This is a genomic window from Mesorhizobium sp. P2_D5 (assembly GCF_056404355.1).
The window spans coordinates 139,123-164,433 of record NZ_JBFUEE010000002.1; the positions used below are offsets into that span (position 1 = coordinate 139,123).

The 25,311-nt window shown below is 61.4% G+C and carries 28 protein-coding genes; 10 read left to right on the forward strand and 18 right to left on the reverse strand.

All coding sequences use genetic code 11. The features are described 5' to 3' along the window. Window positions 1-78: 78 nt before the first annotated feature. The 3 genes from AC1DYW_RS07565 (at window position 79) to AC1DYW_RS07575 (ending at window position 2,330) form a co-directional block, all read left to right on the forward strand. On the forward strand, window positions 79-753 hold the full coding sequence (locus tag AC1DYW_RS07565; RefSeq protein ID WP_477225680.1) for a GntR family transcriptional regulator: 675 nt from the start codon (window positions 79-81) through the stop codon (window positions 751-753). A 108-nt stretch (window positions 754-861) separates the two neighbouring features. Continuing rightward, window positions 862-1,449, forward strand: coding sequence for a TetR/AcrR family transcriptional regulator (locus AC1DYW_RS07570; RefSeq protein ID WP_477225681.1), 588 nt, complete (start codon window positions 862-864; stop codon window positions 1,447-1,449). 293 nt (window positions 1,450-1,742) lie between these two features. Next, the gene (locus AC1DYW_RS07575) at window positions 1,743-2,330 is read left to right on the forward strand and encodes a DUF308 domain-containing protein (protein ID WP_477225682.1); all 588 of its coding nucleotides are present in this window, start codon (window positions 1,743-1,745) and stop codon (window positions 2,328-2,330) included. A gap of 112 nt (window positions 2,331-2,442) precedes the next feature. On the opposite strand, the gene AC1DYW_RS07580 is transcribed toward AC1DYW_RS07575, so the two are convergent. After that, window positions 2,443-3,090 carry a helix-turn-helix domain-containing protein gene (locus AC1DYW_RS07580; RefSeq protein WP_477225683.1) on the reverse strand — a complete coding sequence of 216 codons (648 nt, stop codon included), beginning with the start codon at window positions 3,088-3,090 and terminating at the stop codon, window positions 2,443-2,445. Window positions 3,091-3,523: 433 nt separating this feature from the next. Between AC1DYW_RS07580 and AC1DYW_RS07585 the strand changes: the two genes are divergently transcribed. Beyond that, window positions 3,524-5,947 carry a phosphoketolase family protein gene (locus tag AC1DYW_RS07585; protein WP_477225684.1) on the forward strand — a complete coding sequence of 808 codons (2,424 nt, stop codon included), beginning with the start codon at window positions 3,524-3,526 and terminating at the stop codon, window positions 5,945-5,947. A gap of 10 nt (window positions 5,948-5,957) precedes the next feature. Then, window positions 5,958-7,151, forward strand: a complete 1,194-nt coding sequence (locus AC1DYW_RS07590; RefSeq protein WP_477225685.1) for an acetate/propionate family kinase — start codon at window positions 5,958-5,960, stop codon at window positions 7,149-7,151. Window positions 7,152-7,249: 98 nt separating this feature from the next. On the opposite strand, the gene AC1DYW_RS07595 is transcribed toward AC1DYW_RS07590, so the two are convergent. The 6 genes from AC1DYW_RS07595 to AC1DYW_RS07620 form a co-directional block, all read right to left on the reverse strand. Continuing rightward, window positions 7,250-7,636 (reverse strand): hypothetical protein, encoded by a 387-nt coding sequence (locus AC1DYW_RS07595; RefSeq protein ID WP_477225686.1) that lies wholly within the window; start codon window positions 7,634-7,636, stop codon window positions 7,250-7,252. An 84-nt stretch (window positions 7,637-7,720) separates the two neighbouring features. Further along, window positions 7,721-8,974 carry an MgtC/SapB family protein gene (locus tag AC1DYW_RS07600; protein WP_477225687.1) on the reverse strand — a complete coding sequence of 418 codons (1,254 nt, stop codon included), beginning with the start codon at window positions 8,972-8,974 and terminating at the stop codon, window positions 7,721-7,723. A 10-nt stretch (window positions 8,975-8,984) separates the two neighbouring features. Continuing rightward, on the reverse strand, window positions 8,985-9,431 hold the full coding sequence (locus AC1DYW_RS07605) for a pyridoxamine 5'-phosphate oxidase family protein (RefSeq protein ID WP_477225688.1): 447 nt from the start codon (window positions 9,429-9,431) through the stop codon (window positions 8,985-8,987). 12 nt (window positions 9,432-9,443) lie between these two features. Next, window positions 9,444-10,178 (reverse strand): phosphoribosyltransferase, encoded by a 735-nt coding sequence (locus AC1DYW_RS07610; RefSeq protein WP_477225689.1) that lies wholly within the window; start codon window positions 10,176-10,178, stop codon window positions 9,444-9,446. A 2-nt stretch (window positions 10,179-10,180) separates the two neighbouring features. After that, entirely contained in the window at window positions 10,181-10,618 is a 438-nt protein-coding gene (locus AC1DYW_RS07615) for a DUF2267 domain-containing protein (RefSeq protein ID WP_477225690.1), read from the reverse strand. Between the two features lie 107 nt (window positions 10,619-10,725). After that, complete coding sequence (locus tag AC1DYW_RS07620; protein ID WP_477225691.1) at window positions 10,726-10,980, reverse strand: lipoyl domain-containing protein; 255 nt, start codon at window positions 10,978-10,980, stop codon at window positions 10,726-10,728. A 170-nt stretch (window positions 10,981-11,150) separates the two neighbouring features. Between AC1DYW_RS07620 and AC1DYW_RS07625 the strand changes: the two genes are divergently transcribed. Further along, entirely contained in the window at window positions 11,151-11,375 is a 225-nt protein-coding gene (locus tag AC1DYW_RS07625) for a hypothetical protein (protein WP_457155418.1), read from the forward strand. Here the strand turns inward: AC1DYW_RS07625 and fixJ are convergent. Beyond that, window positions 11,372-11,986 carry a response regulator FixJ gene (fixJ, locus tag AC1DYW_RS07630; protein WP_477225692.1) on the reverse strand — a complete coding sequence of 205 codons (615 nt, stop codon included), beginning with the start codon at window positions 11,984-11,986 and terminating at the stop codon, window positions 11,372-11,374. The genes AC1DYW_RS07625 and fixJ overlap by 4 nt on opposite strands. After that, a complete protein-coding gene (locus AC1DYW_RS07635; RefSeq protein WP_477226404.1) occupies window positions 11,973-13,487 on the reverse strand; it encodes a PAS domain S-box protein in 1,515 nt (504 codons plus the stop codon). Before AC1DYW_RS07635 ends, fixJ begins: the two co-directional genes overlap by 14 nt. Window positions 13,488-13,722: 235 nt before the next feature. Here AC1DYW_RS07635 and AC1DYW_RS07640 point away from each other — a divergent pair, with 235 nt between their 5' ends. The 3 genes from AC1DYW_RS07640 (at window position 13,723) to AC1DYW_RS07650 (ending at window position 15,670) form a co-directional block, all read left to right on the forward strand. Further along, the gene (locus AC1DYW_RS07640) at window positions 13,723-14,535 is read left to right on the forward strand and encodes a universal stress protein (RefSeq protein ID WP_477225693.1); all 813 of its coding nucleotides are present in this window, start codon (window positions 13,723-13,725) and stop codon (window positions 14,533-14,535) included. Window positions 14,536-14,681: 146 nt separating this feature from the next. Further along, window positions 14,682-14,960: a DUF6455 family protein gene (locus tag AC1DYW_RS07645; protein ID WP_477225694.1), complete on the forward strand. Its 279-nt coding sequence runs from the start codon at window positions 14,682-14,684 to the stop codon at window positions 14,958-14,960. A 161-nt stretch (window positions 14,961-15,121) separates the two neighbouring features. After that, the gene (locus AC1DYW_RS07650; protein ID WP_477225695.1) at window positions 15,122-15,670 is read left to right on the forward strand and encodes a hypothetical protein; all 549 of its coding nucleotides are present in this window, start codon (window positions 15,122-15,124) and stop codon (window positions 15,668-15,670) included. Window positions 15,671-15,740: 70 nt separating this feature from the next. On the opposite strand, the gene AC1DYW_RS07655 is transcribed toward AC1DYW_RS07650, so the two are convergent. The 9 genes from AC1DYW_RS07655 to ccoN form a co-directional block, all read right to left on the reverse strand. Beyond that, window positions 15,741-16,436 (reverse strand): CBS domain-containing protein, encoded by a 696-nt coding sequence (locus AC1DYW_RS07655; RefSeq protein ID WP_477225696.1) that lies wholly within the window; start codon window positions 16,434-16,436, stop codon window positions 15,741-15,743. Between the two features lie 88 nt (window positions 16,437-16,524). Then, window positions 16,525-16,677, reverse strand: a complete 153-nt coding sequence (ccoS, locus tag AC1DYW_RS07660) for a cbb3-type cytochrome oxidase assembly protein CcoS (protein WP_457153287.1) — start codon at window positions 16,675-16,677, stop codon at window positions 16,525-16,527. After that, entirely contained in the window at window positions 16,674-18,962 is a 2,289-nt protein-coding gene (locus AC1DYW_RS07665) for a cation-translocating P-type ATPase (protein WP_477225697.1), read from the reverse strand. The genes ccoS and AC1DYW_RS07665 overlap by 4 nt, the downstream gene beginning before the upstream one ends. Then, a complete protein-coding gene (locus AC1DYW_RS07670; RefSeq protein ID WP_477225698.1) occupies window positions 18,959-19,456 on the reverse strand; it encodes a FixH family protein in 498 nt (165 codons plus the stop codon). Before AC1DYW_RS07670 ends, AC1DYW_RS07665 begins: the two co-directional genes overlap by 4 nt. Beyond that, entirely contained in the window at window positions 19,453-21,012 is a 1,560-nt protein-coding gene (gene ccoG / locus AC1DYW_RS07675) for a cytochrome c oxidase accessory protein CcoG (protein WP_477225699.1), read from the reverse strand. Before ccoG ends, AC1DYW_RS07670 begins: the two co-directional genes overlap by 4 nt. A gap of 186 nt (window positions 21,013-21,198) precedes the next feature. Then, the gene (ccoP, locus tag AC1DYW_RS07680) at window positions 21,199-22,062 is read right to left on the reverse strand and encodes a cytochrome-c oxidase, cbb3-type subunit III (RefSeq protein ID WP_477225700.1); all 864 of its coding nucleotides are present in this window, start codon (window positions 22,060-22,062) and stop codon (window positions 21,199-21,201) included. Window positions 22,063-22,064: 2 nt separating this feature from the next. Continuing rightward, a complete protein-coding gene (locus AC1DYW_RS07685; RefSeq protein WP_477225701.1) occupies window positions 22,065-22,214 on the reverse strand; it encodes a cbb3-type cytochrome c oxidase subunit 3 in 150 nt (49 codons plus the stop codon). Between the two features lie 12 nt (window positions 22,215-22,226). Beyond that, a complete protein-coding gene (gene ccoO, locus AC1DYW_RS07690) occupies window positions 22,227-22,958 on the reverse strand; it encodes a cytochrome-c oxidase, cbb3-type subunit II (RefSeq protein WP_477225702.1) in 732 nt (243 codons plus the stop codon). A gap of 12 nt (window positions 22,959-22,970) precedes the next feature. Then, the gene (gene ccoN / locus AC1DYW_RS07695; protein WP_477225703.1) at window positions 22,971-24,581 is read right to left on the reverse strand and encodes a cytochrome-c oxidase, cbb3-type subunit I; all 1,611 of its coding nucleotides are present in this window, start codon (window positions 24,579-24,581) and stop codon (window positions 22,971-22,973) included. A gap of 87 nt (window positions 24,582-24,668) precedes the next feature. On the opposite strand from ccoN, the gene AC1DYW_RS07700 reads away from it, so the two are divergent. Further along, entirely contained in the window at window positions 24,669-25,250 is a 582-nt protein-coding gene (locus AC1DYW_RS07700) for a hemerythrin domain-containing protein (RefSeq protein ID WP_477225704.1), read from the forward strand. The last annotated feature ends 61 nt before the right edge of the window (window positions 25,251-25,311 follow it).

Here is a 25,311-nt window from a genome sequence, read left to right on the forward strand (position 1 = left end):
GCAATACAAATTTTCGAAAATAATTGAAATTGCCGACAAGTCCATCTATGAGGTAAGGCTGTGCGGTGAGGAACACTGATGACGCTTGCCGAAAAAGCCTACGATGCGCTGCGCCACGACATCATTCGCGGCGAACTCCCGCCTGGCAGGCCGTTGCGCCTTGCCGATCTCGGCGAGCGTTATGGCATGGGCTTCTCGCCGCTGCGCGAGGCACTGAACCGCCTGCAGGCGGAGCGGCTGGTGACGGCAGAGTCGCTGCGCGGTTTCCGCGTGGCGCCGCTGTCGCTCGATGAACTGCACGATGCCGTGTCGCTTCGCATCGTCATCGAAACGGAGGCACTCAAGGCCTCGATCAGCAAGGGCGACGACAGCTGGGCATCAGACATCGTCTCCGCCCTCTATGCCCTGAACGTCCAGGCCGCGCGCACCGGCGCCGAGGCCGATATCTGGACGCTCGAAAAGCGGCATCACGCGTTCCATCGCGCCCTGCTGGCCGCCTGCAACTCGCCCTGGACGCTGGAATTCTTCGAACGGCTCTATGCTGCAACCGAGCGCTACCGCATTCCGGTTCTGCTCGCATCGGCATTGCCGGTGGGTCGTGATGTCCAGGCCGAGCACAGTGCGCTTGCGCAGGCTGCGCTCGACAGGGACGCCGAGAAGGCCTCGGCGCTGCTCAGCCAGCATTACCTTAGAACGGTGGAAGATCTGGCGGCGGTTATGAGCCCTGAGGAAGTCAAGCTGCGCGCCTCGTGATATGGAATACGCCGCGCCAGGCCATCTGCGACAAAGCCCTCAAGGCGGATCGGCTCGCAGGTGCAAAATCCTATTGCCAATGATCCTACTAGAAGGTAGGTAAGGGCGATGAGCAATCTTGTCATGACCTCCGATCAGATCCTCTCGTCCGCGCGGAACTTCATTGTTTCGGGCGGCTACAACGGCTTCAGCTATGCTGATATCGCGGAGGTGGTGGGGATTCGCAAGGCGAGTATCCACCATCATTTCCCCAGCAAAGTCGACCTTGTTCGCACTCTTGTGGCGCGTCATCGCGAGCGTACCGAGGTCAGCATGGCAGATCTAGAAAGTAAACTCCCTGATCCGCTTGCACTGCTTCAAACCTATGCTGGCTACTGGGCAAAATGCATTGAAGACGCGAGCATCCCGTTTTGCGTCTGCGCGCTGCTTGCCAGCGAACTCCCGGCACTCCCGCCTGAGGTTGCCGTCGAGGTGCGGGCCTACTTTCGATTTCTGTCGTCCTGGTTGACCAAGGTCATGGAGCGGGGCGCTGAACAAGGGGTTCTCAAATTCGCCGGCTCTGCGGAACTGGAGGCAGAGACTTTCATGGCGACCGTCCATGGCGCGATGCTGTCTGCGCGTGCCTATGGCAGCCCTGCCATCTTTGGCGCGATCCTGACGTCGACCTTGCAGCGCTTATCGGCGAAGGTTCACTGACAAGTTATTTGCGCGGCATGGCGGCGAGCCGCCGCAACCAAATTCGCATCTCACAGGGACCGTTGAGACCTCCAGTGCATCGGTGCTGATAGTAGCAACTTAGGGTCGGCCATTTCGTATGGCCAATACGGTTCACGATCTCCGCCACCGCTTGGTTGATCGGTCGTGCCGAGCTCCGGTCGCCCAGCCCCTGCCGTCCGGGACGGCGTCGGACCGCCAAGAAAGTGGTTGACGTCACAATATCTACCTACTAGTAGGTAGATATTAATATCAAGTGCGAAGGAGAAATCGAAATGCTTGCTAAGATGACTGAAGCCAACCTGGTCCAATCCTCAACCGCGTGGCTCAAAAGCTACTATTTCACACGCTTTGCCGTTTCGACCGCCTGGGTCCTCCTGGCCTTCACGGTAGCCAAGGCAATGCCTCCCCTGGCAGCCATCATGCTGGTCGCCTATCCGGCTTGGGATGCGCTGGCCAACTTCATCGACGCCCAGCGCACCGGCGGCTTGAACCGCAACAAGACGCAGTTGCTCAACTTCGTCATCAGCATCATCACCACCGTGGCAGTCGCCATTGCTCTCGGCAAAGATATGAATACGGTGCTCGCCGTCTTCGGCGTCTGGGCGGTCCTGTCGGGCCTTTTTCAGCTTGCAACCGCGGTCAGGCGCTGGAAGTCCGGCGCGCAGTGGGCAATGGTGTTGAGCGGCGCTCAGTCGGCACTGGCAGGCATTTTCTTTGTGAAGATGGCGGGCAGTGCGGCGACGATCGACATCACCAACATCGCTCCCTATGCGGCCTTCGGCGCCTTCTACTTCCTCGTTTCCGCTGGCTGGTTGACAGTAAGTGATGCGCGGCGCAAGTCGGCTCAAGCGGCTGGCTGAAGAGCGTCAAACGCTCCTATCCTCCAAGCCCCTCAATCGAAGCGCTGCCCTGCAAGGTCGGCGCTCGCATAATGCGGCGGCGTGTAATGCCTTGTTTTGATGGAAACCGCGATCACTCGCTCATATTCTGAAGCGCATCATGTTTGATTATTTCGACGCAGCGCAGGCTGATCAAGCGGATGATGCCCTTTTCCTTCAGCCTGGTGAATATTCTTGAGACCGTCTCGATGGTGAGGCCGAGATAGTCGCCAATGTCGACGCGCGACATCGGCAGTTCGACCTGCCGAAGCCCGCCTTGGCGCTCTGCCATATCGACCAGGAACGCCGCGACGCGCTCGATGGCGTTCTGGCGACCGAGGACCAGCAGATGCTCCTGCGCCCTGGTCAGCCCCTTGAGCGCCAACGGCAGCAACTGATGAGACATGTCAGCCCCGGCGGCAATGCGGAAGACGCGGACCCCGGTCACGTTGATTGCTTCGGCGAAGAAATGATGCGTCGTGTCTGCTTCGAAGCCAAATGTCTCTCCCGCAAGATGGAAGGCGCTTATCTGCCGGCGACCATCGGCGAGCAGGCGGTAGACACGAACGGCGCCAAACTCGATTTGGTAGAAAGCTCCCGCCTTCTCGCCCTGGGCATAGATTTCCGCACCAGCGGGAAAGAAGCTAAGCGGCTGCACTGGGGCCGGGTCGAATGCCGCCGGCAGGCTCGGCTGGGCAAAATGCGACGGCAGCGAAATTTTGGAGGTCGTGTAGGCGTGCATGGCTGTTTCCCCGGTTGATCCGCGTCACAGCAGTCGCTCGAATCCGCGCCGCGCGAAATTCGGTTATGTCCCTACGGGATACTACCTAGACTCCCCTTGTCGTGACGATTTCGACAGCGTTGTCAGCTGGGAATTTTCGGCAGGGTCGGCCATAGCCAGCGAACGCATTGTGGTCCAGGCGTTCGGCCTTCGGCACCTGATACAAACGCGTTTGCGGTGGATCAAAGCTCGCACTGTTCGTCGCCACTATGAATGGCGCAAACGACCGCTCGCCATACGCCCGGTTGACGGCCACCTCGCTGCAAACTGGTCCGGCGGTCATGAACCGAATGGCGCGCGAATGCGTTGGTCGTCCGTTCACGGCGATTTCGATGAATAGCGGCGCATGTCGCGATCGAGCGGCATTCGCAAATGGGGACTATAGGAGCCAGACATGACCGAGCACACGACGACAGCAACCCCCGGCAGGCGGCTGTCCGAACGCCAGTTGCACGACATCAATGCATACTGGCGCGCCGCCAACTATCTGACGATCGGGCAGATCTACCTGCTCGACAATCCGCTGCTCCGGGAGCCTTTGCGGCTGGAACACGTCAAGCCGCGTCTGCTTGGCCACTGGGGAACATCGCCGGGCCTGAGTTTCATCTATGCCCATCTCAACCGCGCCATCCGGCTGAGGGATGCAAACATGATCTACGTCTGCGGGCCGGGCCACGGCGGTCCGGCGATGGTTGCCAATGCCTATCTCGAAGGCACTTACAGCGAGCTTAGTCCGGACATATCCCTGGACGAACAAGGCATGCGCAAACTGTTCCGGCAGTTCTCCTTTCCGGGCGGAATTCCAAGCCATGCCGCACCCGATGTGCCGGGCTCGATCCACGAGGGTGGCGAACTGGGCTACGCGCTTTCTCATGCCTTTGGCGCAGCCTTCGACAATCCAGACCTTGTCGTTGCCTGCGTTGTCGGCGACGGTGAAGCGGAGACCGGGCCATTGGCTGCCGCGTGGCATTCAAACAAGTTTCTCAACCCGGCGCATGACGGGGCAGTGCTGCCGATCCTGCATCTGAACGGCTACAAGATCGCCAATCCCACTATCCTTGCCCGCATTCCCGAAGAGGAACTGCGCGCGCTGTTCACCGGCTATGGCTACGACCCGCTTTTCGTCGAGGGCGATGACCCGACGTTGATGCACGAGCGGATGGCAACAGTGCTCGACGATGCGCTGGACCGCATCGAAGTGATCCAGAAAGGTGCGCGCGGCGGGTCTGCCGACGCGGGGTTGCGGCCGAAGTGGCCCATGATCGTGCTGCGAAGTCCGAAGGGCTGGACCGGTCCGAAGGAAGTCGACGGGCTGAAGACCGAAGGCTTCTGGCGCGCGCACCAGGTCCCGTTGTCTGGCCTTGCGGAAAATCCGGCGCATCTGACGATGCTCGAGGAGTGGCTGAAAAGCTACCGGCCGGATGAGTTGTTCGATGCCGCTGGTGCCCCTGTCGAGGCGATCCGTGCCACCACGCCGCAAGCCGCGCGGCGCATGAGCGCCAATCCGCATGCCAATGGCGGCCTGCTGCGCCGGACCCTCGATTTGCCCGGGCTGCGGGACCATGCCGTGGCCGTCGCTCGGCCCGGCGCCGTGAAGGCCGAGTCAACACGTGTAATGGGCGGTTTCCTTCGGGCTGTGATGGAGTTGAACGAGGCCGCGAAGAACTTCCGCATCGTCGGCCCTGACGAGACGGCCTCGAACCGCCTTCAGGACGTGTTCGAAGCCACCGAGCGCGCCTGGATGGAAAAGATCCTGCCCGAAGACGTTCATCTCGGCCGCGACGGCAGGGTCATGGAAATCCTCTCCGAGCACACCTGCCAGGGCTGGCTCGAAGGCTATCTTTTGACCGGGCGGCATGGCCTGTTTTCCTGCTACGAGGCGTTTATCCACATCGTCGATTCCATGTTCAACCAGCATGCGAAATGGCTTGATGCCTGCCGTGACATCCCGTGGCGGCGGCCGGTCGCCTCGCTGAACTATCTGCTGTCGAGCCATGTCTGGCACCAGGAACACAATGGCTTCAGCCATCAGGATCCCGGCTTCATCGATGTCGCCCTCAACAAGAAGGCCGACATCGTGCGCGTCTATCTGCCGCCGGATGCCAACACCTTGGTTTGCGTGACCGATCACGTGCTGCAGACATGGAACCGGATCAACGTCATCGTCGCCGGCAAGCCGCCGTCGTGGCAATGGCTGCCGATGGACAAGGCCATCGTCCATTGCCGGGCAGGGATCGGCATATGGGACTGGGCATCGACCGAGAACGGCGACGAGCCAGACGTCGTGATGGCGTGTGCCGGCGACGTTCCGACCCTCGAAACGCTGGCGGCGGTGCAGATCCTGCGGCATCACGTTCCTGAGCTCAGGATCAGGGTGGTCAACGTCGTGGACCTGATGACCCTGCAGCCCAAGGAATATCATCCACACGGCCTGTCGGACCGCGATTTCGATGCATTGTTCACCACCGGCAAGCCTGTCATCTTCGCCTATCACGGCTACCCATGGACCATCCACCGGCTTACCTATCGGCGCACCAATCACGACAACATCCATGTCCGCGGTTACAATGAGGAAGGCACGACCACCACGCCCTTCGACATGACGGTCCTGAACGGCCTCGACCGGTTTCACCTCGTGCAAAGCGTGCTTGACTGGGTTCCGCAGCTCAGGAGCGTGCAGGTTGGCCTGAAGCAGGCAATGGAGAGCAAGTTGCTCGAGCATCGAGCCTATATCCGGGCTCATGGCCAGGACATGCCGGAAATACTCGGCTGGAAGTGGGATCAGGATCCCGGTGCGGCGTCGACCGGTCGCCGCTGAGGACGAACGCATGACAGACGCTATCCTGGTCCTCAATGGCGGCTCCTCCAGCCTGAAGTTCGCCGTCTTCGAGGAACGCGACGCGCTTCCCCTGCTGTTGCGCGGCAACGTCTCGTCGCTGGCGGGGCACGCGCGGCTGCTTGTCGAGGCCACTGCGGGTGAGCCGGCGACAGACAAAAGCCTGGACGACGGACCGATCGACATCGGCAAGGCATTCGCGGCCGTCGCCTCTGTGCTTGCCGATCACGACCTCCTGCGCCGCATAGGCAGGATCGGGCACAGGATCGTCCATGGTGGCCGCAATTTCACCGGAGCGACGCTGCTCGACGGGCCCACACTCGACGCACTGCGCCTGCTCGAGCCGCTCGCGCCAATCCATCAAAGGATCAATCTCGAGCTTGTCGCCCTGGCCGCTGAGTTCCTGCCGCAAGCCCTCCAGGTCGGATGCTTCGACACGGCATTCCATTCGGCCCGGCCGGAGGTCGCCAAAATCTACGGCCTGCCGCGCGCGATGACCGAGACGGGCATCGTTTCCTATGGCTTTCACGGCCTGTCCTACAGCCATATCGCTTCGAAGCTGCGCGACCGCTACGGCGCGCGGGCTGGAGGCCGAGCGATCGTTGCCCATCTGGGCAGTGGTGCCAGCCTCTGCGCCATGGACTCCGGACGAAGTATCGCAACGACGATGGGGTTTTCGACGCTGGACGGCCTGGTGATGAGCACGCGTTGCGGTGCCCTGGACCCAGGGATAATCCTCCATTTGCTGGAGGACGGTAAGCTGTCGCCCGACGAACTGGTCACGCTTCTCTATGAGCAATCCGGCCTGCTCGGAGTGTCGGGGATATCCGGAGACATGCGCACGCTCATCGGTTCCCAGGATCCTGCCGCCGCCGAGGCGATCGATCTCTTCGTCTATCGAATCGGGCGCGAGATCGGGTCGCTGGCGGCTGCCCTCGGAGGTCTGGATACGCTGGTGTTCACGGCCGGCATCGGCGAGAACGCGCCGTTGGTCCGGGAGAAGATCGGTGCCGCGGCCGGTTGGCTCGGCGTCGGCATCGACCATGAGTTGAACCGGAGAGGCGAGGGCGTGATCAGCCTTGCCGATTCCAGCGTCAACGTGCTTGTCATTCCCACTGATGAAGAGAGGGCAGTCGCCGGTGATGTACAGGCTGCATCCCAGGCGGCATCGCTGCGCGGGACCTGACGGCTGGACCTCCCTTGCCGGACAGATGACTTGGCCCGCTCGCCCAGCTTGCGCATTTTGTTCGAGCCGCTCGCCTCGTGCTTCCAGGCGTCATATCTCTAAGGCCGTTCGACCCTTGCCACCTGATAGGTGTGCATGGTGCCGTTGCGTTCGATGGACACGTATTCGCCGGTGACGAAACGTTCGTCGCCGAGGTGGAAGCCGATCTCGTTATCGCGGTCGCCTTCTGCATAGTCGAAGTACCACTGCCCACCGGGCTTGCGCCGCAGAAGGCCGACCAAGTCTTCTTCGTCAGCGCGAAAACGGCGAACGCGGCAGGAACCCTGGTGCGACTTCCACTCGTCGGCGTCGATCCGACCGTCGCTCTTCAACGGGGCGAGCACATCATAGCCCTCTTCGCGATCGCCGCCCGGATGGCCCTTCTCGCGGGCAAGCAGCAGCCGCACATGCCGGAACTTCGGGGTAAGATCTTTCAGATCGGTCATGGCGAACTCCTTGACGAAGTTCATAGCGCGATGACCAGATCTCGCCTTGATCCGGATCAAGAGGGCCTAGTCGTTTCTGCGCGGTCAGAAGGTCGCTAGCAGCACCATGGCGCAATAACCGGCACCTGCAGCGATCAGGGTCGCCGCGGCCAATGGCAACCAGAACCTGACCGGGCCGGCAACGACCGCCAGCGAGACGCGACCGGTCGCGTTCGCCGCCAGCGCCGCCAGCACTGCCTGCCCCACGGTCTCGACAGGGACCGAATGCCTGACCAGGCGCAGCGCGCTGAGCACCGAGACATCGACATCGAACGTTCCGGCAAGCGCCGAGCTCGCCAGCAAGCCGCGCCCGCCGAATTGACCCGCCAGTGCGGCGCTGGCGGTCGAGACCACCGCAAAGAGCAGGGCAAAGAGCAGCAATGGACCAAGTTCGAATGGATTGCGCGTCAGCCCACCACCTTTTTGATCCCCGCCGACGCGCACCAACAGAAATGCGCCGCAGGCCGCGAAAGCGAATGCCGCCGCAATCGCTGGAATGCCGGCTGGGACGAATACGCTTGGCTGGATAATCAAAACCACCACGCAAACGCGCAGCGATGAGACCATCGCTGCCAGCGAAGCTGCCCCTGCCAGCGGTAGCGGATTGCTCGACGACGTCGCGTTGCGGGCAAGCGCCACGGTCACGGCTGTGGAGGAGACGATTGCACCGACGAGCGAGCTGACGAGCAGACCCCGCGTGGTTCCAAGAACGCGAACGGCGACATAGCCAGCGAACGATATCGACGCCATCAGCACCGTAAGGAACCAGACCTCCCAAGGATTGAAACCGCCCCATGGGTCCATGGTCCGGTTCGGCAGCAAGGGCAGGACAATCGCGGTCATTACCGCCAGGATCAACGCCGAACGAAGCTCGATCCAGGTCAGTCGTCGCAACAGGCCGTGCAGGACCTCGCGACTGGCAAGTACCGCCGCGAGCGCGGCCCCTCCAGCGCAAGCAACCCGATAGTCGCCGGCTACACAAAGGGCGCCGAGCGCGAACACGCCCAGGCCGGCCATGACCGAGGTGACGCTGAAATCCTGGTCATGAGCAGCTTCTCGTGCCTTGTACCATGCGAAGATCGCGGCAAAGGCGATAAACCCCCCGACCAGCACCGAAACCGCGTCAACGGCTTCGGCCAGCGCTGCCAGAATGCCACCAAGCAGGCCGGATATGCCGAAGGTTCGAATACCGGCCGTACGGCTGCGATCGGGTGCGTCCCGCTCCCGCCAGCCACGCTCCAGTCCAACGAGCAGGCCGATTGCCAAGGCGAGTCCGAGCCGGGCGATGAGCGGATCCATGGGAGGCAGTTTACTCGCCCGCTTCCCTGCCTGACACCTGCTGAATCAGAATTCGGAAGAACACAGGTGACGCGCTGTCTGAAACGGGAGGTATTGCCGGCTTGAGGGCACCGGGCTCCCACCAGTCCGCGTGCTTGCTGAGCACCGACCATGCATGGTCGCGCTCGACCTTCTGGCCGATCTGATCCGGCAATTCCTCATAGCGGCCGTCGACCACCACGCTTCTCCATCCTCGCCCTTTGCCGCGTTCATCGACCTCAACGCACACCAGCGGGTTGCCGCGCATCCACTCGACCTTCTTGCCTGGCATCGAAAACGCGTAGAGGTGATTGTCTGAATGGGCATAGTGTATCGGCACGACGTAAGGCTGGCCGTCCTTCGCGCATGCCAAACGACCGATCCGGTTGGCGGTCAGCAATTTCGTGCATTCCAAGGCAGAAAGGCTACGGATCAGCATCGGTGCGATCTCCTACTTTTTCGGGGTGGCCCCGTGACGCTGCCGCCCAGTCTCGTCTGTACGGCGGCCGGCGGGCTTCTTGAGATTCTCGCGTTGGCGGGTCGCTTGCCGCAGGGCAGCTTCGTCCATTGCGGCGACAACAGAGCTGTCGGAAAGCTGAGGGAACGACAAGTAGTGGTAGCCCAGTGCACCGAACCGCGCTGGTTGACTAAGGCAAACCACCCGGTCGGCTTCGCCAGCCAATTCCGATATCGTATCGCGCGGTGAAACAGGAACTGCTACGACGACCTCCTTGGGGGCTCGTTTTCTCAGGGCACGAATGGCAACCTTGATCGTCGTTCCTGTTGCCGCGCCGTCATCGACGATGATCGCCGTCTTCCCCGCGATCGATAAGGGTGGATGCTTTGCTCGATAGGCGAGCCGGCGACGTTCAAGCTCGGGTCGTTCCTGCGCGATCAAGGCGCGAAGTGCGTCATCATCGAGCGAGTAGGCTTCGACAATCTCCCGGTTCAGCACGATGTCCGGAGGATCGCCGTCTACGATTGCGGCAATGGCCAGTTCGGGATTTCCCGGCGCGCCTACCTTGCGCACGATAATCAGATCAAGCGGTGCCTTCAGAGCTTTGGCCACTTCGGCGGCGACCGGAACGCCGCCACGCGGCAGCGCGAGCACGACGGGCTGGCGCAATCGAAGCTTGCCCAGTTCGATGCCGAGCTTCTCTCCAGCCTCTTTGCGGTCTCGGAACATCGTCAGTCCGCCGGCCAGAGTTGATGAAGTGACTTCCTCATCGAATTCCTCACCTGGGTGATCTCGCCATGCGATATATGGCGATCGAGGAGCTTGAAAACTGCACCGATCGCAGTGTCGAAATCGACTTCGTCATCGTAGCCGAAACCGCTTCTGACATCGATGATGAAGTCTCGCTTCGTTCGCTTGCAGGCAGGTGCTTTCGTTGGCTGCCAGCCCTCGAAATAGATGCCGCGAACCAAGGCAGGGAGCTGCGCTGCAAGGTCGGCAGTTTCCGCAGGCGACAACCAGTCGCGCAGCGTATGCAGAACGGATTTCAGCAGCCGGTACGCGCTCGGCTCGCTCCAGCAGAGGTCCCTGGCGAGTTCGTTGACCCACTGCTGAGCCTGCTGCGCGGCGTGGGAAAAGCCAGAAAATGATGTGTGAGACATTTGGGTCATGTCAATTGCTCGCTTCCAATCCCGGGAGTGCGTGAGCATCGCGCCGGATCAATTTCCTGCATCCGACCCACTGCCGGCGATGCCCGATCGGTGGTCGGCATGCGCCGTCAGTCGGCCCGGATCGTATCGTCCAATGTTGCCAGAACCGATCCGGGTTCGATCACGGCATTCACGGGGGCCATGATCGTCGCGCGACCGCTTGCCGGCGACACGATCTCATGCAGCGCGTCTTCAATTCGAACCTCGGCTATTCTATCGCCAGCCTTGATCGTGGTGCCGCTGGCAACGAACCATCGTTCCACAATGCCCTCGGGAAGCATGCTGGACGCCCACAGCGCTTCATCGACCTTGATTTCGTGCATCGCGTTTCTCCTTATGAGCGAGGAAAGTAGCCCAACCGCCAAGATGGACATTGATCGCGATCAAAAGGTGCGGTTCGGCAGACGCAGGGCAGCCAGCTCGAGGCTGCATTCGGGTGTCGAAAACTGATTCAAATCAAGGCGAGGCATGCCATCTCGCGCATCCTAGGGGGATGTGGAAGCCGATCCTAAGCGCTCCGTTCGACAGCGATCTCGAACTGGCCGTCCTCGACGAGGATGGCGAGCATGCGCTTGTATTTCCCTGCATGAAGACGCGGAAAGGATGGAGGAACGCCGCGACCGGCGCCTATCTCGACATCCACCCGACCCATTGGCGCGACTGGGTGCCGGACAAGACACCGGCAGATATCGGCAACTCTATCTCTCGGTCGCCCTAGTGCTTGGGATCCACGATGAGTGCCATGCGAACCAGATGCGACAGGCTGCTCGCGGCCATCTTGCTCATGACATTGGCGCGATGGATTTCGACAGTGCGCGGGCTGATCCCCAGATCATAGGCGATTGTCTTGTTCGGCAGACCCGACACAAGTCCATCCAGCACCTGCCGCTCCCGATCCGATAGTGTAGACAGACGCCCGCGGATTTCCGCGGATTGCGGGTGCGTTGCATCTATCCTATTGCGATTGGCCAAGGCGGAGCGGATCGCGTCGATCAGCATCTCGTCGTCGAACGGCTTTTCGATGAAATCAGCAGCGCCTTCCTTCATCGCCTGGACGGCGAGTGCCACATCGGCATGGCCAGTCATGACAATAACCGGAAGCCTATGTCCGCGAGTCCGAAGCTGTCGCAGGAACTCGATGCCGTCGATACCCGGCATGCGCACATCGGTCACGATACAGCCATCAATATTGTCTGTCGTCGCGGCCAGAAAGGCTGTCGCTGATTCATGCAGGCGCACGGCAAAGTCGGCTGTGGCGAGAAGAAACCCAAGCGACTTGCGGACGTCGACGTCGTCGTCCACGACATGCACAAGATCATTGCCGGCCATTGGCGACCTCTTCCTTCTCAACGATGCGCAATGTGAACCGGAATGCTGTTCCTCCGGTGGGCATTGGCTCGGCCCAGATGTGGCCGCCATGCGACTCGACGATGGTACGGCAAATGGAGAGTCCGACCCCCATCCCTTGCTTCTTGGTTGTGACGAAGGGCTGGAAAAGTTGGGCCGAGACTTCTGGCGCAAGGCCGGTGCCTGTATCCGTCACGCTTACCTCGGCCATCCCATCCTCCCGTGCGACGGTCCTCACGTGTAACTCGCGGCGCGGTACACCTTGCATGGCTTCCACCGCGTTGCGCATGAGGTTGAGCAAAACCTGCTGAATCTGGATGCGGTCGGTCAACACCAGCTCGGCGGCGGGATCAAGCTCGTAGCTGACGCGGACATCGATCTCCCTTGCGCCGACCAGGGCGAGCGACGAAGCTTCCTCGATCAGCGCCGGCAGTCGTTCGACCCGACGCTCGCTTTCGCCCCGCGCAACAAAGTCCCTCAGGTGACGAATGACGTTTCCTGCCCGCAGGGCCTGCTCAGCCGCCTTTTCCACGGCATCGCGCAGCATAGGGGCGTTCTCTTCCGTACTCTTCTCGAGCAACCGGCGGCTGCCCTTGAGGTAGTTCGTGATGGCCGTCAGTGGCTGATTGATCTCATGTGCAAGCGTCGAGGCCATTTCGCCGAGCGCGGTAAATCGCGCCATGTGGAGCAATTCCTGCTGCTGCTCCTGTATTCTCGCTTCCGCCCGATGGCGCTCGGTCAGGTCGCGGCAAAAGCCGGTGAAGAAGCGTCCCGTTCCCGGGTGCATCTCGCCGACGGAAAGCTCCATGGGGAAGGTCGAACCGTCCTTGCGCATCCCGGTGACGGTGCGACCAAGCCCGATGATCCGGCGCTCCCCCGTCGTCAGATAGCGGTGCAGGTAGGCATCATGTTCGCCACGATACGGCGCCGGCATCAGCAGGCTGACATTCTGGCCTATGACTTCGCTGGACTTGTAACCGAACAGCGTTTCCGCGGCCGTGCTGAAGGATTGGATGTGGCCTTGTTCGTCGATGACGACCATTGCGTCTGGCACCGTTGCCAGGATCGAGCGCAGATGATCCTCACGCAACCGAAGTGCGGCATTCGCAAAGGACAGTTCGCTGACATCGGTGCCTTCGACGAAGATGGCCGTGATGCGACCATCGTCGGCCTTGATCGGCTGGTAGACGAAATCCAGGATGCGCTCTTCTGCCGGTTCGTCGTTGTTGTTGCGAAGGGCAATCTTCATGCCCTGGCCTCTGTACGGTTCGCCGGTCTTGTACACTTGGTCCAGCTGTTCGAAGAAGCCTTGACCTTCCAACTCTGGAAGGGCCTCGCGCACCGACTTTCCGATCACCCGCCTGTGGCCGATCAGCCGTTGGTAGGCAGCATTGGTCAGTTCGAAGACATGGTCCGGCTCGCGCATCAGAGCCATGAAGCCCGGAGCCTGCTCGAACATTTGCGACAAGACTGATTTCAGCATCGCGCCGCCGGCCGACAAAATAGGCGCTTCGTATTGGCTCACCTGAGATCCCTGGGCTCGATACGCCTGCAAGAGAGGCTAACTATCACTTCTCTCCGTACAGGCAAAACGGATCGAGGCCGACTTTTTTCGCACGGATGCAATTGGCGGGTTCTTTGACACGCATCAAGGCGTCGAGCGCCGATGGATGCCATTTCACCATCGTATTTCACCGGTCCAGCGAAAGGCCTCCATCATGTCCTACAAGTCAATCATCGTGAATCTTGCCGTGGATGCACCTCCGGCGGCCATGGTGAAATTGGGGATCGAGCTTGCGGAACGGTTTGGAGCCCGTCTTATCGGCCTGGCGGCAGCAGATGTCCCGCCACTGGTCGCGACAGGCGACGGCATGGTCTACGAAGGCGAGATCATGCAGATCCAGCGCACGGAGATCGAAAAACGGCTTGCCGAACTGCGTGCCGAATTCGAGGAACTGGTTCCCGCTTCGATCTTTAGCGAATGGGGCCAAGCCGTTTGCAGCCCAACCCGCTTCCTCAGCGCTTCGGCCAGAGCCGCCGATCTTGTCGTTACCGGCAGCGGGAAAGGCGAAAATGTGTTTCGCGCCGTGGATGTCGGCAGCCTCGCACTTGGAATTGGACGGCCGGTCCTGGTCGCCGCGAGCAATGTCGAGCATGTCATGGCGAAAACCGTGCTTGTTGCCTGGAAGGACACCCGGGAAGCGCGACGGGCGATGGTGGATGCATTGCCCTTCCTGGCCAAGGCCAACGAAGTTGTCGTTGCCACCATCGACACCGACCGCGACGAAAGCATTCGCGACAGTCTCGCCGACGTGGCGGTTTTTCTTGAGCATCACGGCATCATGGCACGGACCGAACTGATCGCCGGCGAGGCCGACGGCGACCGGCTGCTGGCATTCGCGCGCTCGATCCATGCGGACCTGATCGTCTCCGGCGCCTATGGTCATAGCCGTTTGCGGGAATGGGCATTCGGCGGCGTCACCCGCTCGCTGATCGAGGACAACGGCATCAATCGCTTGATGTCCTATTGAACGCGTGTCGCGTCAGCTTCTTCAAGTCGCCACACGCAGTCACAAGCTGGAACGATGGCCGAGCGTGCGTCGCGCTGTTGACCGAGATCAATGTAGTGGTCGCCAACATGGCGATGATGGCTGGGAAAGATGGCTGAGAAATAGGAGTGACCGACGTGACCTTTCTCGACTACCTGATTTCAGTGGACGCAAGGACAGCCCTGATGGGCCGTATGATGCGGAAGCTCGGCGTCGACAGACAATTGAAGATCGTCGCGGACCACGCAGCCGTTACAAATCGGGCGGTGGACCGCTGCCGCTCCTGCGGACACCAGGATGAATGCTCGAACTGGCTCGACGAACACCGGCAAGCGGATGATCCGCCGGATTACTGCCGTAACCGCGACCTGATCGCACGGCTGCAGCATGCGGCCGGCCGCCGATAGTGCTTTCAGCGCCAGACACGGGCTGGTGCGTATTTAGTGTCCTATAGCTTGCTTGCAGCAAAGAGGTCTGCGAATGCCGTTCGACGTTTGGGGCTGACGAGAGTCAACGCGTCAAACCGAGTTCTTCTGTGATACATTTGCATCCACGGGACCAGGCAGTTTTGGACACTCTATTTTTCCTGGAAGCATTTCTGCTCTTTATCGCGCCCGGGCCAACCAACGCTCTTCTGATGGCGGGGGCGGTCAAGCGCGAGAAGGCAAATACACTCCTGGTCGCACAGGCCTGCGGCTACGGGATCGCAGCGGCCTGCTGGCTTTTGCTGCGACCCTTGCTGCCGTCCGGCGCCATCCAGGTGCTCAAGCTGGCCGCAGCTGTATGGCTCGTAATTCTTGGCCTGCGTCTGATAGGCACCGACCGGGTCAACGCGTCCGACGGCGGCGATAGCCTTTCGGTTCTCGCAACCACTTCACTCAACCCGAAAGCCTTTATCTATTGTCTGGCAATCGTGCCGGTAGAAGCGGGACCGTACGAACTGGGCCTCTTCTGGATCGCGCTCCTGGTGACCACGGCTGCCACCGGGTCGATGTGGATCTTGCTCGGCAGGCGGCTGAACGGAGGCAAAAAAGTAGCAGACAGAGTCGCGGGCGCGGCGCTTGTTCTATTCGCCCTGTTGCTGCTTCGACCGTTGATAGCGGTAGCCTTGATCTAGGGTCAACGCGGACATTTCGCCTCGAATGTCGGGTCGTGCAATGCGGAGTCCGCGAATTCTTTGGTGCTAACTAAGAGACGAGCACCACCGACAGGGGCCCCGGGCAGAAAAGCCTATCCTTCACTGCCTTTACGCCGGCGACGTTTTCGGCGGCGACAATGGCCGCCTGGCGCTCGCGTTCGTCGAAGATGGCGCCGCTCAGCTCCACCACCCCTTTGTCCACGGTCACGTCGATCATGTCCTTGCCGGCCCATTTCTGCCTCGCAAGCTCGGCGATGATGTCCTGGCGGATCCGTTCGTCGTCCCTGGCTGCCGAAGGGGCCGACAGGACGGTGAGCAGCGCACGCAGGATGTCGGAACGGGTGATGATGCCAACGACTTTCCCGTCGTCGACAACCGGAATGCGTTTCACGCGATGGCACGTCATGAGCTCGACGATCTCGGGCAGCGATACGCCCGGCGATGCCGTTACGACATCCGTCGTCATCACCTCCTCGATACGGCGTCCGTTGGCTTGAACATATTCGTCAGCGGCTCTTCCGGGGCTCACAAGAAACTCCAGCCAGCGTGAGCGTTTGCGGTTGGTGCCCAGTTCTCCCCGGCGGAGGAAATCGCCCTCGCTGACAATGCCCACCAGCGTGCCATCGCTGCGAATGACGGGAAGGCCACTGAACTTCTTGGAGAGCATCAACCCTGCCGCATCGGAGATCGATGCTGTTGGTTCTATTCCGATGACCGGAGCGGTCATTATGGCTGCGGCTTGCATGTCTGCCTCCTCCAACATCTATCGGATCATTATCGGGGCCTTGTGTGAGGCATGCCTTGATCTGCGTCATCTCCGGCGTCGACGGACGTCAATTTGACTTGTCGTCCCTGTCGATGAGTATCCGTTCCGCCGCCCCGTCGAGGTCCTCGTATTGACCGCTCCTCAAGGCCCACAGGAAGCCGGCCAGCCCGAGCGCGCCGAGGAACAGCGCCACAGGTATGAGGTAGACGAGCGTCGTCATGAGGATCGTGCCAGTGCACCAAAGCCGGCGCGCCTGTCGGCCGCGGTGCTTTTTGCTGGAGTGTGCGGCCCAAAGCCCTGCAGCCGTAGCGCGTTTCCAATAACCAGCAGCGAGGAGGCGGACATGGCGATCGCCGCAATCAATGGCGTGACCTGTCCCAGGATTGCGATCGGCACGGCGACGGCATTGTAGACGATCGCGATCGCGATGTTCTGGCGTATCAGCCGCCCGGCTTTCCGCGAGACGTTCAGTGCGAGAGGCACGGCCAGAAGGCTTTCGCGCAGGAATACGAAGTCCGCCGCGTTGCGGCCAATGTCGGCTGCGGTCGCCGGTGCGATCGAGACATGCGCCGCGCTCAGCGCAGGCGTGTCGTTGAGGCCGTCGCCAACCATCAGGACTTTGTGTCCGTCTTTCGCCAGGGTCTCGATGCATTCGACCTTGCCGGACGGCAGCAGGCACGCAACGAAGTCGCCGACACCCAGAATTTTCGAGACTTCGGCGCAGGCCCCTGCGGTATCGCCAGACAGCATTTGCACCGACATCCCGACATCGTTCAATCGCTCGACTGCCGCCCTGGCGTCGGCACGCAGCGCATCCTCGAAATCGAAGGTGGCGACGATGATGCCGTCTTTCGTCAGGACCGTTCCGCCATAGCCATGCTTGCCTTCGCCGCCGGTCCGGGCCTTCCATCCGGCCCATCCGCGTCGGCCCAGCCGCCAGATAGCTCCGGAGTCGGCAGCTTCGATCCCAAACCCGGGATGCTCGGTGACGGCATCGAATTTTTGTTGCCTGCCAGGAGAGGCAAATCCGGCGATGGCCTTCGAAAACGGATGACGCGAATGCGCGGCCATGTCTGCGGCGATTGCCAGCATGGCTGGGTCGATCGACGACGCATTGACGAGCCGGGGCTGTCCAAGCGTGAGCGTTCCGGTCTTGTCGAACACCGCTGTATCGATCATCGCCAGGCGCTCCAGGGCCGAACCGTCCTTGACCATGATGCCGTTCTCGAACAGGCGCCGCGCGGCGACCACCTGAACGATCGGCACGGCGAGGCCGAGCGCGCACGGGCATGTGATGATTAGAACAGCAATGGCGATGGTGCTCGCCCTATGCCAGTCGCCGGTTGCCGCCATCCAGCCAAGGAACGTCACGAAGGCGGTCAGGTGAACCACAGGGGCATAGAGCGCCGAAACGCGATCGGCGATCCGGCGATAATGCGCCCGGCCGCCCTCGGCGGCCTCCATCAGCCGAACCATTTCCGCCAGGAACGAATCCTTCGCGGCGGCTGTCGCTTCGATCGTCAGCGAGCCGGTGAGATTGAGCGTACCGGCCTGAACCCGTTCCCCCGACGCCACCGTTTTCGGCGTGCTCTCGCCGGAAACCAGCGAGCAGTCGAGATCCGACGCCCCCTGAACGATCTTGCCGTCGACGGGTATCCTTTCGCCGGCTGCGATCAGCAGCAGCATGCCTGGTTCGATGTCGCCAACCGGCAGGTAATCGCGTGCACCATCGCTGCGCAGGACCATTGCACCACGCGCCGCCAGCTGCGAGAGGCCTTTCACGGCGGTCCGAGCACGTTCCCGCATGACATGATCCAGCGTGCGGCCGATCAACAGGAAGAACAGCAGCGACACCGACGCATCGAAATAGGCGTGATCGCCATGGTTGATCGTCTCATAGAGGCTCATGGCGTAGGCGAGCGACACCCCGACCGCGATGGGCACGTCCATGTTCATGCGGCCGTGGCGCAACGCATTCCAGGCCGAGCGGAAGAAGATGCCGCCGGCGAAGGCGAGGGCAGGGATGGCGATAAGCGCCGAGACCCAGTGGAACAGGTCGCGGGTCGCGCCTTCGGCACCAGACCAGACAGAGACCGAAAGCAGCATGATGTTGCCCGCCGCGAACCCGGCAACCGCGACGGCGCGGATCAACTCCGAAAGCATCCTGTCCTTCGCGTCGGCCTCGGGAGCGAAGAGATGCGCCTGGTAGCCGAGCCGCCCAATCGCGGCGACGAACGGTGGAACCTCGTCCCCACGCCACCGGACCGAGACCCGTTTCGTCGACAGGTTGACACGAGCGCCCTCGACGCGCTCAAGTTTTCCCAACGCCGTCTCGATCGTCTGGATGCAGGCTGCGCAATGAACCGTCGGCACGGAAAGATCGGTCAGACGAAGGTCATCGCCAAGCGATCGGCTCGCCAGCCGGATCTCCTCGCTAGATGGCAGGACCGATGTGGTGCTCGAGACATCCAGCGCCATTTCAGCGCCCGGCGCACAACAGCTCATTGCAGCGCTCCATGGGAAATCATGATCCTGCGGACGTCGCGATAGGGTTTCGCCAGACCGGCATCGGCGTCGATCTCGACGATCCAGACGCCGTCCTTCGGCATGTGCTGCGCGGCAAACTCCTGGCCGGAGGCGAGCGCGAGCGTGACGGCCTTGTCCTCTTTCTCGTAGGCGGGATGGCGAAACAGCACCTTGACGCCGTGCAAGGGAACAGGCTTGCCTGTGGAGTCGGTGAGCCCGTAGCGAACTTCGCCCCACGCGATGGCAAGCTTGCCGGTCCAGCCGAGCGCTGCCTGCGCGCGACCCTCCTCGGCCTGCTTGTTGAATTGCTGGCTCGCCACATAGGTGTTTTCGACGACAAGGCCGGTCCAGCTCGTGTTGGCGAGCGTCGCCATGGTCAGATTGACCGCGATCACCACCCCGAAAAAGGCAAGGATGATGGCCAACATGTGCCTGCCGGTGAATTCGCGGGATTTCTGCGTATTCGCGCTCATCTGGCGGTCTCCGGCGCGTTGAAAGTGGCCGTGTATTCGTCTGTCTCGAAACTCGCCTTGTCCTCGACACGGAACTTGAAGGTCTGCGCTATGCCGCGGATCTGATCGACCGGCTGGCGCACGAAGACCTTCAGCATCTTCAGGCGGTCGGGCTCGACCGGAATGGCGAAGGAACGACCTGCCGGGATGTCGTCGCCGACCACGCTCATTTCAGCCCCTGGCAAGCCTTGCATGGTGACGACGATCGTCCGTGGCTCGGGGATCATGTTGAGCAGCTTGACGGTGTAGCCGTTGCGGATCGAACCGTCGGACAGCGTGACGAATTGCGGATTGCGGTCATGCAGCACGTTGACTTCGAGCCTGTCGCGCGTCAGCAGCGAATAGAGCAGGCCCAGTCCGATCAGTGACCACAAGCCCATGTAGACATACGTGCGCGGGCGAAAGATCTTGCGAATATGGAAATGGGCCACCTTGTCGGAGAACAGGCCATCAGCGGTCCTGACCAGCGACGGATTGACTGAACCGGAGCCGCCCGCGGTCGCCAGCATCATATTGGCGTTGTAGTCGGAGAGCGTTGCGTAAGAGATCAGCCCGCGCTCCTTGCCAAGCTTGTCCATGACGCCGTCGCAGGCGTCGATGCAAAGCGCGCAGGTGATGCATTCGAGCTGCTGGCCGTCGCGAATGTCGATCCCCATCGGGCAGACAGCGACGCACGCATTGCAGTCGACGCAGTCGCCTACGGGCTGCCCTGCTGCTTGCACCTTCTTGGCGTGACGCGAGCGCGGTTCGCCGCGCCAGTCATTGTAGGTGACGGTGAGCGAACTTTCGTCCAGCATGGCTGCCTGGATGCGCGGCCATGGGCACATATAGGTGCAGACCTGCTCGCGCATCAGCCCGCCGAACGTATAGGTCGTCGCCGTCAGCACGGCGACGGTGATGTAGGCGACGGGTGCCGCAGTGCCGGTGAAAAGCTCGCCGACCAGCGTCGGCGCATCGGCGAAATAGAAGATCCAGGCGCCGCCGGTCGCCGCACCGATGACCAGCCAGATGGCGTGCTTCGATACCCGCAGCACGAGTTTGCGGGCGGTCCACGGCCCGGCATCGAGCTTCATGCGCGCGTTGCGGTCGCCCTCGATGGCCCGCTCGACGACCAGAAACAGATCGACCCATACGGTCTGCGGGCATGTATATCCGCACCAGGCACGGCCAACCGTGGATGTGACCAGGAAAAGACCGACGCCGGCCATGACCAGCAGGCCGGCCACATAGTAGAATTCCTGCGGCCAGATCTCGATGAAGAAGAAGTAGAAGCGGCGGTTGGCGAGATCGAGCAGCACGGCCTGGTCCGGAGCAAACGGACCACGATCCCATCGCAACCACGGGGTCAAATAGTAGATGCCGAGCGTGATCGCCATCACCAGCCATTTGAACTGGCGAAAGCTGCCCGAGGCTCGCTTGGGGAAGATCTTCTTGCGCGCGGCATACATCGGCTGGCGCACTTTGGCGGAGTTGACCGCCTCGGCTTCGAGCCGTTCTACCTGCGTATTGTCCAGCACATGCACCTCCACTCGCGCGGGCGGCAATCTGCCCATGCCTGGGCCGCCAGCGTAGGGAAGTCTTGCCGCAGGGCAGCGCCACGCGCGTTGATGCAAGTCAAACCGGGTTGCCGAAACAAACCGAGGCCCGGACATGCCGGGCCTCGTCGCTCGGGCGGTGAAGGGATGAGAATAGCCCCCCGCTTCCTATTCTCCGCCGCCAAGCGAATGAACGTAGACCGCCAGTTCCTTGACCTTGGTTTCGCCCAGGCGTGCGCCCCAGGCTGGCATTACCCCCTGCTTCGGCGCGCGAACCTGAGCGGCGATGGCTGTTTCGCCGGAGCCATAGAGCCATATTGCGTCGGTCAGATCTGGAGCCCCGAGTTCCTTGTTGCCTTTTGCGTTGTCGCCGTGACAGGAGACGCAGTTTTCGGCAAAGACCTTGGCGCCGGGCGCGATCAGGCTTGCGTCCTGGACCTTGCCGGAAAGGCTGGCCACGTAGGCGCTCACCTGAGCGATCTGGTCAGCGGTTATGATGTCGCCAAAGGCAGGCATTTCCGACAGGCGCGTATCCGGATCGGACGCGAAGCGGATGCCGTGCGTGATCGTCTGCTGGATCTGCTCGGCCTTGCCGCCCCAGAGCCAATCGTCGTCGTTGAGATTGGGAAAGCCCCTGGAGCCCTGGGCGCCGGAGCCATGGCATTGCACGCAATTGACCTTGAATGCGGCGCCACCGGCAGCGACCGCGAACTCGCGCAAGGTGTCGTCCGCGGCAATCTCCGAAACGCTCTTGGACTCCACCGCCGCGACATACTTGCCCTTGGCGGCTTCAGCAGCGGTCAGTTCGTTCTTGACCTCGTTGCGGCTGGAATAGCCAAGCACGCCCTTGGTTGCCGAGTGCAGCAGAGGCCATGCCGGATAGGCGATGGTGTAGCCGATCGCCCAGACGATGGTGACGTAAAATGTGACGACCCACCAGCGCGGAAGCGGGTTGTTCAGCTCCCGGATGCCATCCCATTCGTGGCCGGTGGTCGAGACGCCAGAGATTTCGTCGATGTGCTCGTCGCTCATGATCACTCGTCCTCAAGGGGAATCCGGGCGGCTTCGTCGGCCAGCTTGCGGCTGCCGGGGCGGAGCGCGAAGCCGATAGCGCCGACAAAGAACAGCGCCATCGCGACCAGACCCCAGCTGTCGGCAAACTCTCGCATCAAATTGTAATCCATGGATAAGACTCCTCAGCGGTAGCCGGCGGCTTCGTCGTAGTTCTTGAAATCGACCAGCGTGCCGAGCATCTGCAGATAGGCAACCAGGGCATCCATTTCGGTCACCTGTTGCGGGTTGCCGTCGAAGTCGCCGATCTTGGCTTTGGGATAGCGGGCTTCGAGGCCGGATGTGTCGGCGTTGGGATCGGCCTGCGCCATCAGATCGGCATTGGCGTGAGTGATCATGTCATCGCTGTAGGGGACGCCGACCCGCCTGTTGGCGACCAGATGCGTCGAGAAGTCCTTCACGTCGATCGGCGCGTCTTTGAGGAACGCGTAGCTCGGCATGATCGATTCCGGGACGACCGAACGTGGATCGGCAAGGTGCTCGACGTGCCATAAATTCGAGTAACGGTCGCCAACCCGGGCGAGGTCCGGTCCGGTGCGCTTCGATCCCCATTGGAAAGGGTGATCGTACATCGACTCTGCCGCCAGGCTGTAGTGGCCGTAGCGCTCGACCTCGTCACGGAAAGGCCTGATCATCTGGCTATGGCAGAGGTAGCAGCCCTCGCGCACATAGATGTTGCGTCCCGCAAGTTCGAGCGGCGAGTAAGGCCGCATGCCCTCCACCTTCTCGATCGTGTTGTCGAGATAGAAGAGCGGCGCGATCTCGACGATGCCGCCTACGGTCACCACAAGAAGAGAGCCAACGAGAAGAAGCGTGGCGTTCTTCTCGATGAGTGCATGTCTGTCCATCAGGCTCATTCTCTGGCTTCCTTATTCGGCAGGCTGCAGGGAGGGTGCGGAGCCCGGCATCGGCTCTTCCGCGCGCTGGTATCCGAGGATGGTCATGGTGATGTTCCAGGCCATGATCAGGGCACCGGAGAGGTACATGGCCCCGCCGATGGCGCGCATGACATAATAGGGATGCATGGCGGCGACGGTTTCGGCGAAGGAGTAGACCAGGAAGCCCTGCTCGTCGTATTCGCGCCACATCAGGCCCTGCATGATGCCGGACACCCACATCACCGCCGCGTAGACGACGATGCCGAGCGTCGCCAGCCAGAAGTGCCATGTGACCAGCCGCAGCGAGTAGAGGCGTTCACGGTTCCAGAGCTTCGGCACCATGTAGTAGATCGCGCCGAACGAGATCATGCCGACCCAGCCGAGCGCACCGGAATGGACGTGGCCGATGGTCCAGTCGGTATAGTGCGACAGCGAGTTGACCGTCTTGATCGACATCATCGGCCCCTCGAAGGTCGACATGCCGTAGAAGGCGATGGCCATCACCATCATGCGGATGATCGGATCGGTACGGAGCTTGTCCCAGGCGCCCGACAGCGTCATCAGGCCGTTGATCATGCCGCCCCATGACGGCATCCACAGCATGATCGAGAACACCATGCCGAGCGTCTGCGCCCAGTCGGGCAGGGCGGTATAGTGCAGATGATGCGGACCGGCCCAGATGTAGAGGAAGATGATCGCCCAGAAATGGATGATCGACAGCCGGTAGGAGTAGACCGGCCGGTTCGCCTGCTTGGGCACGAAGTAATACATCATGCCGAGGAACCCAGCGGTGAGGAAGAAGCCGACGGCGTTGTGGCCGTACCACCACTGCGTCAGCGCGTCCTGCACCCCGGAAAAGGCGGAATAGCTCTTGGAGCCCAGGAAGGAGGCCGGCATCGACAGGTTGTTGACCACATGCAGCATCGCGATGGTCACGATGAAGGACAGGTAAAACCAGTTGGCGACGTAGATATGCGGTTCCTTGCGCTTCAGGATCGTGCCGAGGAACAGGACGAGATAGGCGACCCAGACGATGGTCAGCCAGATATCCACGTACCATTCGGGTTCGGCGTATTCGCGGCTCTCGGTGATGCCGAGCAGATAGCCGGTCGCGGCCATGACGATGAAGAGCTGGTAACCCCAGAACACGAACCAGGCGAGATCGCCGCCGAAAAGCCGCGCGCGGCAGGTGCGCTGCACGACATAAAGAGACGTGCAAAGCAGCGCGTTGCCGCCGAAAGCAAAGACCACGCCCGACGTATGCAGCGGCCGCAAACGGCCGAAATTGAACCAGGGCTGGATGTTGAGATCGGGGTAGGCGAGCTGCAGCGCGATGACCACGCCGACCAGCATGCCGACGACGCCCCAGAACATGGTGGCTATGGCGCCGTAACGGACTGGCCCATCCATGTAAGCGGATGCGTCGATGGGAGCGGCAGCTTCAAAACTCGTGTTGCGGATGAGGACGGCGACAAAACCGAGCAGCACAAAAAACAGCACCCACATGTGCTGCCGGAAGGGCTCGTCCACACCGAAGCCAGCGGCCACCAGAGCCGCAAATGTAAAAAGGGCCAAAGCGAAGATTTGTGTGCCGAATTTCATGACATGTCCCCGACCTCGGATTCCGATGCGCGGACGCCAATCCGCCTGGACACCAATTCCTCAGCCGTAGTGTCACCGCCTTGATCCATGTCAAAGCTCAGCGCTTTCGGATTGGGCAGCGTGGTCTTGCAAACCAACCGGGGGCCGCCGTTGAGCCAGACGAAAGGACCGGGAACGTCGCTGTTCGGAGCAGGCGATGAAAATCCCTCACCAGCCGATCGATCCTGCAGAGAAGCGGTCCCGGCCGCGGTGATGAAGCGCGCGCACAGGGAAAAGCTGCAGCTCTGCGATGCCCTGGAGAGAATTGCAGACGCCTTGCCCAGGGTCGATCGTCTGAAATGTCTCGGCACGGCCAACGCGATCGTTCCGCTGCTGCGCAACATTCATCAATACGAAGAGACGGTCATCTTTCCCGCCTACGATGCCGCTTTGACCGGCAGCGGTACGAACCTTGCCACAACCCGGCGATTGCGGGCCGAACATGTGGAAGACGAATGCTTTGCCAGTGAGGTGACCGAAATATTATTGGCCATCGGTCATGGTGAGACAGGCGAGAATCCCGAAACCATCGGCTTCATGTTGCGCGGCCTGTTCGAGAACTTGCGCCGGCACATCGCGTTTGAACGTGAGCACGTCCTGCCGATGATCGGGATCGTCGACCGGGACTAGAGCGTGATGCCGAAAAGTGTGAGGCGGTTTTCGGTCGAAATCCTCTATCGCTTTCATTTAG